At 67.7% G+C, this 6,722-nt stretch carries 7 protein-coding genes; 3 read left to right on the top strand and 4 right to left on the bottom strand.

The window, feature by feature from the left end; translation table 11 throughout:
* Positions 1-301 precede the first annotated feature (301 nt).
* The 3 genes from VLG41_RS11310 to VLG41_RS11300 form a co-directional block, all read right to left on the bottom strand.
* Positions 302-847, bottom strand: a complete 546-nt coding sequence (locus tag VLG41_RS11310; protein WP_325349501.1) for a CDC27 family protein — start codon at positions 845-847, stop codon at positions 302-304.
* A gap of 13 nt (positions 848-860) precedes the next feature.
* Positions 861-1,778 carry a hypothetical protein gene (locus VLG41_RS11305; protein WP_325349500.1) on the bottom strand — a complete coding sequence of 306 codons (918 nt, stop codon included), beginning with the start codon at positions 1,776-1,778 and terminating at the stop codon, positions 861-863.
* Between the two features lie 103 nt (positions 1,779-1,881).
* Positions 1,882-3,567: an electron transfer flavoprotein-ubiquinone oxidoreductase gene (locus VLG41_RS11300; RefSeq protein WP_325349499.1), complete on the bottom strand. Its 1,686-nt coding sequence runs from the start codon at positions 3,565-3,567 to the stop codon at positions 1,882-1,884.
* Between the two features lie 132 nt (positions 3,568-3,699).
* Here VLG41_RS11300 and VLG41_RS11295 point away from each other — a divergent pair, with 132 nt between their 5' ends.
* The 3 genes from VLG41_RS11295 to VLG41_RS11285 all read left to right on the top strand — a co-directional run bounded on the left by VLG41_RS11295 (position 3,700) and on the right by VLG41_RS11285 (position 5,926).
* Positions 3,700-4,482, top strand: a complete 783-nt coding sequence (locus tag VLG41_RS11295) for an SDR family oxidoreductase (RefSeq protein WP_325349498.1) — start codon at positions 3,700-3,702, stop codon at positions 4,480-4,482.
* Between the two features lie 77 nt (positions 4,483-4,559).
* On the top strand, positions 4,560-5,507 hold the full coding sequence (locus tag VLG41_RS11290; protein WP_325349497.1) for a DMT family transporter: 948 nt from the start codon (positions 4,560-4,562) through the stop codon (positions 5,505-5,507).
* Positions 5,504-5,926 (top strand): acyl-CoA thioesterase, encoded by a 423-nt coding sequence (locus VLG41_RS11285; protein WP_325349496.1) that lies wholly within the window; start codon positions 5,504-5,506, stop codon positions 5,924-5,926. The genes VLG41_RS11290 and VLG41_RS11285 overlap by 4 nt, the downstream gene beginning before the upstream one ends.
* Before the next feature lie 24 nt (positions 5,927-5,950).
* Here VLG41_RS11285 and VLG41_RS11280 read toward each other — a convergent pair whose 3' ends face one another.
* Positions 5,951-6,706, bottom strand: coding sequence for an IclR family transcriptional regulator (locus VLG41_RS11280; protein WP_325349495.1), 756 nt, complete (start codon positions 6,704-6,706; stop codon positions 5,951-5,953).
* Positions 6,707-6,722 lie beyond the last annotated feature (16 nt).

Genomic DNA, 6,722 nt, shown 5'->3' with positions numbered 1-6,722 from the left:
CCGGCGATCAGCGCCTCCACCATCGCGCGGCCTTCGCCGTGGAAGAGGGCGTGGAGCGATTCGGTGGACTTGCGGCCATCGGCCACGAGCAGGATGGCGCGCTCGCGCTGGCCCAGGCTGCGGTGGCCCGGCAGCAGTTCGGTGCGGCCCTTGTCGGTCTTGATGAGCATGTGCGGTATCGAGAGTGCTGCAGTTTGCGCAGCACTCTGGGCGGGGCACATGACGATCGTGTTACACGTGGTTGACCGGCACCAGATGAACACGGATGGCGTGAGGCAGGTCACGCCACCGCGGCGTCACATCACGGTGACCCGCTCCGATGCGCGCGCAATGCCTCGGCCTTGCTTTCGGCGAGGCGTTGCAGCGGCGTCAGGGTGGGGTCCTGGCGCGAGGCCTCGATCGCGGTGTCGAAGACGGCGATGGCCTCGTCGGTCCGTCCCATGGCCGCCAGGCATTCGCCCGAACGGAATGTGGCCGCCGCGGCGTAGGCGCTGCCACCGTGCAGTCCGGCCATGCCGAACATCATCAACGCAGCCGCAGGCTGGCCGACCCGTTGCAGGCAGGTCGCCAACAGGAACGCGTATTGCGCGTTGTCCGGGTCGCGCGACGCCAGCATCAGCGCGGCGGGCAGCGCCTGCCCGAAGGCCTGTTCATCGCACAGGCGGTTGACGACCGCGGCCAGTTTCCGAGCGTCACACGGTAGCGGCCCGGTCAGGCCGACGGGCAGGCGGCCCGAGGCCGCCTGCCGCACCCAGTCGTCCGTGGGGTGGCGCATGGTGGTCAGGGCAGCGGTGCATTGCTCAACCAGCAAGGCCACCTCGGGGTCGGGATGGGTGTGGTGATGCACGGTTCGGCGCGCCTCAGGAGGCCAGGGCCATGGCGGCGAACAGCATCAACAACAGAAACGCTGGTTCGCCCGCGCGGCCGGCGGCGTTGCAGAAGTCCCCAACCAGGTTGCCTTCCGTGTCGAGATACAGCGGGATCGAGGTGATGTTGCTCGCGATATCGATCCACTGCGCCACGTTGCCGAGCGTTGCATTGACCCCCTGGGAGAGGGCCCGAACGTTGTTCAGGACTTCGTCCGCTTGGTCGCTGGTCAGAAGGCGTAAACAGTCCGGGCCGCGCAGGCCACTCCCCACCACGGCCACGACGGTGACGATGGTGGTCAGTGCCAGGCACAAAGTCCCCGCGATGGTGAAAAGGGTGCAGGGGCTGATGTTGCCTGGCGCGCCTGCAACGGGAACGGCCGGAACCTGAGCAGCAGGGCCCTGGGATTGCGCCCAACGGTAGACCTCAATCTGCTCGGCCTTGTCGAGGGAGTCGTCATCCAGGATGCCGCGGATGTTGGCGCCCCCAGCCGGCAACACGTGCTTGGCCGGATCGAAGCCCAAGGGTGCGTGGGCAGGTGCCGCCTTGACGAAGTTCAAGGCGTGGTTGAGCAGTGGGGCGATGGCCGCTGTGGGTAGGCTGCCGTCATTGAACTTGTCGAAGGCGACCTCCAGGCCGCTTTCTGACAGTTCAACATGGCGGGTAGGGTCGAACAGTTGCAGGAGTCTGTTGTCGGCCGCTGCCTCGCCCGCCTCGACAGTGGTCAACTCGAAGTCGTCCGATGGGCCCCGTGTCACGCCAAGCAACGGGTCGTCGGAGGGCTGGCCGATCTGCGCGGGCGGGGTCGCCGGATCGCTAGGCGTGGTCAGTGTGGTCTTCGAAGCCCTGACGTGGGAGTTCCGGGGGCTGGAAGAACCGGAAGAAGAAGAGGGAGGCGAAGTGCGGATCATGCTGGCCTTTGCGGTGATGGGACGGCGCGAGTGCATACGCGCCGGCCCTGGGTCACCCCAAGTCCTGGGAGGTTCCGCGCCCCGCGCTCGGGATGCGACCGCCTCACATCCCCGCGTAGTTCGGCCCGCCGCCGCCCTCGGGCGTCACCCACACGATGTTCTGCGTCGGGTCCTTGATGTCGCAGGTCTTGCAGTGCACGCAGTTCTGCGCGTTGATCTGCAGGCGGTCCTCGCCGGCGTCGGTCTTGACGAACTCGTACACGCCCGCGGGGCAGTAGCGGCTCTCGGGGCCGGCGTAGGTCGCCAGGTTCACCTGCACCGGCACCGTGCTGTTCTTCAGCGTCAGGTGCGCGGGCTGGTTCTCCTCGTGGTTGGTGTTGGAGACGAACACGCTGGAGAGCCGGTCGAAGGTGATGACGCCGTCCGCCTTGGGGTAGGCGATCTTCGGCATCTGGTCGGCCGGCTTGAGGTACTCGTGGTCGGGCTTGTCGCGGTGCAGCGTCCAGGGCGGGGCGCTCACGCCGATCTTGGGCAGGAACCACTGCTCGATGCCGGTCATGAGCTTGCCCAGCAGCGGGCCCTTCTTGAACCAGGCCTTGAAGTTGCGCGTCTGCCAGAGCTCCTCGTGCAGCCAGCTTTTCTCGAAGGCCGCGGGGTAGGCGCTCAGTTCATCGCTCGAGCGACCGGCCGTCACGGCTTCGTACGCGGCCTCGGCGCACAGCATGCCGCTCTTGATGGCCGCGTGGCTGCCCTTGATGCGCGCGGCGTTGAGGTAACCCGCGTCGCAGCCCACCAGCGCGCCGCCGGGGAACACGGTCTTGGGCATGGCCTGGGGCGTGCCGTTGTTGATGGCGCGCGCGCCATAGCCCAGGCGCTTGCCGCCCTCGATGTGCGCCTTGATGGCGGGGTGCGTCTTCCAGCGCTGCATCTCCTCGAAGGGCGAGAGCCAGGGGTTGCTGTAGTCCAGACCGATGACGAAGCCCAGCGTGACCTTGTTGTCCTCCAGGTGGTAGAGGAAGCCGCCGCCGAAGGTGTCGTCCGTCATGGGCCAGCCCGCGGTGTGCACCACCAGGCCGGGCCTGGCCTTGTCGGCCGGAACCTCCCACAGCTCCTTCACGCCAATGGCCCAGCTCGACGGGTCCTTGCCCTTGTCGAGGTCGAACTTGCCGATGAGCTGCTTGCCCAGGTGGCCGCGTGCGCCCTCGGCGAACACGGTGTACTTCGCGTGCAGTTCCATGCCGAGCTGGAAGGCCTCGGTGGGCTCGCCGTCCTTGCCGATGCCCAGATTGCCCGTGGCCACGCCCTTGACCGAGCCGTCATCGTTGTAGAGCACTTCGGCGGCGGTGAAGCCGGCGAAGATCTCCACGCCCAGTGCCTCGGCCTGCTCGGCCAGCCACTTCACCACGTTGCCCAGGCTGATGACGTAGCAGCCGTCGTTGTGGAAGTTGCGCGGCATCAGGAAGTCGGGTGTGCGGCTCGACCCCGTCTCGCTGAGCATGAGCAAATCGTCACCGGTGACGGGTTGCTTCAGCGGCGCGCCGCGCTCTTTCCAGTCGGGGAACAGCTCGTTGATGGCGCGTGGGTCCATCACCGCGCCCGAGAGGATGTGCGCGCCGGGCTCGGAGCCCTTCTCCAGTACGCAGACGTTGACCTCGGTGCCTTTCTCGGCGGCCAGTTGCTTCAGGCGGATGGCGGTGGACAGGCCGGCCGGGCCGGCGCCGACCACGACCACGTCGTATTCCATGGCTTCGCGGGGGCCGAACTGGGCCAGGATCTCGTCATGCGTCATGGGGGGTCTCGCTCATAATGTTTGACAGCCTCCGGCCGCTCTCCTTTGCGAAGGGCTCTGTCCCGGAGTGGACCGCATTTTATGCGGCGACCGCACAAAATCGAACGACCGTTCACATTTGGGAGCCTCAGCATGGCCTACACCCTCGATCTCTCGGGCCGCGTGGCCCTGGTCACCGGCGCGTCCAGCGGGCTGGGCGCGCAGTTCGCCAAAACCCTGGCCCAGGCCGGTGCAGCCGTGGTGCTGGCCAGCCGCCGCACCGACCGCCTCATGAACCTGCGCGCGCACATCGAGGCCGAGGGCGGCGCGGCGCATGTGGTGGCGCTGGACGTGACGGACCTGGCGTCGATCAAGGCCGCCATCGCGCACGCGGAGACCGAGGTCGGTCCCATCGACATCCTGATCAACAACTCGGGCGTGAGCACCACGCAGCGCCTGCAGGACGTGACGGAGGCCGACTACGACTTCGTCTTCGACACCAACACCAAGGGCGCCTTCTTCGTGGCGCAAGAGGTGGGCAAGCGCATGATCGCGCGCGCCAAGGGCGCGGCGCCGGGCACCTTCGTCGGTGGGCGCATCGTCAACATCGCGTCCATGGCGGGCCTGAAGGTGCTGCCGCAGATCGGCGTGTACTGCATGAGCAAGGCCGCCGTGGTGCAGATGACCAAGGCCATGGCGGTGGAGTGGGGCCGCTTCGGCATCAACGTCAACGCCATCTGCCCCGGCTACATCGACACCGAGCTCAACCACGAGCACTGGCAGACCGAGCAAGGGAAGAAGCTCATCGAGATGACGCCGCGCAAGCGGCTCGGGCAGGCCAGCGACCTCGACGCGCTGCTGGTGATGCTGTGTTCGAACGAAAGCCATTTCGTGAACGGCGCCGTGATCGCGGCCGACGATGGGTTCGGTGCTTGAAAGGTGGTGGAACTGTTGAACGAGCCGCCCCACCGAGCCTGCAGGGCTGCCGTCGCAGCCGATACGGGAAGCTCCTGATGGAATTGGCGGTGAACAAACCCGGCGGGCTGCCGCCGGGCATGGTGGCGGGCCTGGCGGCCGGTCTGGGGGCCGGAGCCTTCTGGGGCACGGCTTTTGTGGCGCCGGTGATCGTGCCGGAGTTCGGTTCGGTGAACATCACCGTGGGTCGCTTCCTCGCCTGCGGACTGTTGTCTCTGGGGCTGTTGCTGTGGGGAGCGCTGCGCGGCAAAGCACGCTGGCCCACGGCACCGCAGGCGCGGGCCGCGCTGGGCCTGAGCGTGCTGGGCTACACCGGCTACTACCTGCTTCTGGTGATCGCGATCCAGTTCTCGGGCGCGGCCCTGCCGGTCCTCATCATCGGCACCATCCCGCTGTGGATCATGTTGCTCGGCAAACCACAAGGCCTGCGCTGGCGTTCGCTGGTGCCAGGCCTGGTGCTCACCGCCGCGGGCATCGCCTTGATGGTGCGTGCCGACCTGCAAGGGGCGCACAGCGCCGCGGGCACGGGCCACTCTCTCTGGCTGGGCGTCTTGTTCGCGTCGCTCGCCACCGCCACATGGACGGCCTTCGGCCTGCTCAACGCGCGATGGCTGGCGCACCACCCCGAGGTGAACTCCACGCTGTGGGCCAACTGGCTCGGCGTGGCCGCGGGCCTGGGCGCGCTGGTCATCTGGGCAGTGGCGGGCAGCCCGTTGGGCGAGCTGCTGGCGCAGCCGCGCTTGGGCGTGTTCGTCGCGGTCTGCGCGGTCACCGGCGTCGGGTCGGCGTGGATTGCCTCGGTGCTGTGGAACATGGCCAGCCGCCGCCTGAGCGCCAGCCTCGCCGGCCAACTCATCGTGAGTGAGACCGTCTTCGGCCTGCTCTACACCTTCGCCTGGAATGGGCAGTGGCCCGCCACCGTGCAGTGGCTGGCGTGCGTGCTGTTCGTGCTGGGCATCCTTGCCTCCATCCGCGCCCACCGATGAAATTCGAACTGCCCGAGAAGAAGAAACAGGTCCACCAGATGCGCATCCCCATCCGCTGGGGCGACATGGACGCGATGGGCCACGTGAACAACACGGTCTATTTCCGCTACCTCGAAACCGTTCGCATCGACTGGATGCATTCCATCGGCTGCGAGCCCGACCCGCGCGGCGAAGGCCCGGTGATCATCAACGCCTTCTGCACCTTCCACAAACAGCTCGAGTTCCCCGGTGAGGTGATCGCCACCATGTACGTGAGCGACACCGGCCGCAGCAGCTTCGAGAGCTGGTGCACGCTCACGCGCGCCGACGACCCCGACACGGTCTACGCCTCGGGCGGGGCCACCACGGTGTGGGTGAACTTCCCTCAGCAGAAGTCGGCGCCGATCCCGCCCTTGCTGCGCCAGCACCTGGAGGGCTGATCCGCGAGCGGCGCGCCAGCCCGCTCACGGATGCCAGTTCGACACCACGGGCGGCGTGTTCGCCGACCGGCTTCCCGCCAGGGCGTACGACAGCTCATTCGCGGCGCGGATGACGTGCTGCGCGTACTTGTCGAGCTTGCTCTTTTGCAGGCGCGAGCTCGGGCCCGAGATGCACATCGAACCCAGCAGGCGCCAGCTCAAGCCAAACACCGGTGCGGCCACGCTCGACACCTCGGGCTCGCGTTCGCCCAGCGAGAGGTGGTAGCCGCGCTTGCGGATGCTTTCGTAGGGCTCACCCCGTTCGCCGCTGAAGGCCAGGATGACGCGCCCGGGGGCGCCCTTGTCCAGCGGGAGCCGCTCGCCGATGCGCACGTGGTGCCGCACCGAGTGCGGGCCTTCCACCCGTGAGATGCAGGCGCGTATCGACCCTTCGCGGACGTAGAACGAGGCGCTTTCCCCGGTGAGCGCCACCAGCTCGCGCAACACCGGCTCCACGACGAGGTTCACGTCGAACCCCCGCTGGTACCGCGCACCCAGCCAGCCGGTGGCCGGGCCCAGGCGCCATTGCCCGTCGTCCTCCTGGACCATGTAGTGCGACAGCGCGAGCGTGCGCGCCAGCCGCAGCACGGTGGTCTTGTGGATGCCGGTGCGCCGGCTCAGTTCGGCCAGCGAGAGCGTCGATTCACCGGCCTGGAAGGCCTCCATCAGCGAGAGCGCGCGCGTCACCGCGGTCACGCCGCCCGGGCTGCCGGCTTCTTCGCTGTCGTCGGGGTTTCGCATGCCGCACCTCGTTTCG

This window comes from Hydrogenophaga sp., from assembly GCF_035481345.1.
GTDB lineage: Bacteria > Pseudomonadota > Gammaproteobacteria > Burkholderiales > Burkholderiaceae_C > Hydrogenophaga.
Note: the sequence above shows the minus strand (reverse complement) of the source record. Positions and strands in the feature narration are given on the sequence as shown.

Excerpts from the sequence above, each read along its gene's own strand:
- VLG41_RS11295 (WP_325349498.1), top strand. The coding sequence starts at position 3,700 with ATGGCCTACACCCTCGATCTCTCGGGCCGCGTGGCCCTGGTCACCGGC.
- VLG41_RS11290 (WP_325349497.1), top strand. The coding sequence starts at position 4,560 with ATGGAATTGGCGGTGAACAAACCCGGCGGGCTGCCGCCGGGCATGGTG.
- VLG41_RS11300 (WP_325349499.1), bottom strand. The coding sequence starts at position 3,567 with ATGACGCATGACGAGATCCTGGCCCAGTTCGGCCCCCGCGAAGCCATG.
- VLG41_RS11285 (WP_325349496.1), top strand. The coding sequence starts at position 5,504 with ATGAAATTCGAACTGCCCGAGAAGAAGAAACAGGTCCACCAGATGCGC.
- VLG41_RS11305 (WP_325349500.1), bottom strand. The coding sequence starts at position 1,778 with ATGATCCGCACTTCGCCTCCCTCTTCTTCTTCCGGTTCTTCCAGCCCC.
- VLG41_RS11280 (WP_325349495.1), bottom strand. The coding sequence starts at position 6,706 with ATGCGAAACCCCGACGACAGCGAAGAAGCCGGCAGCCCGGGCGGCGTG.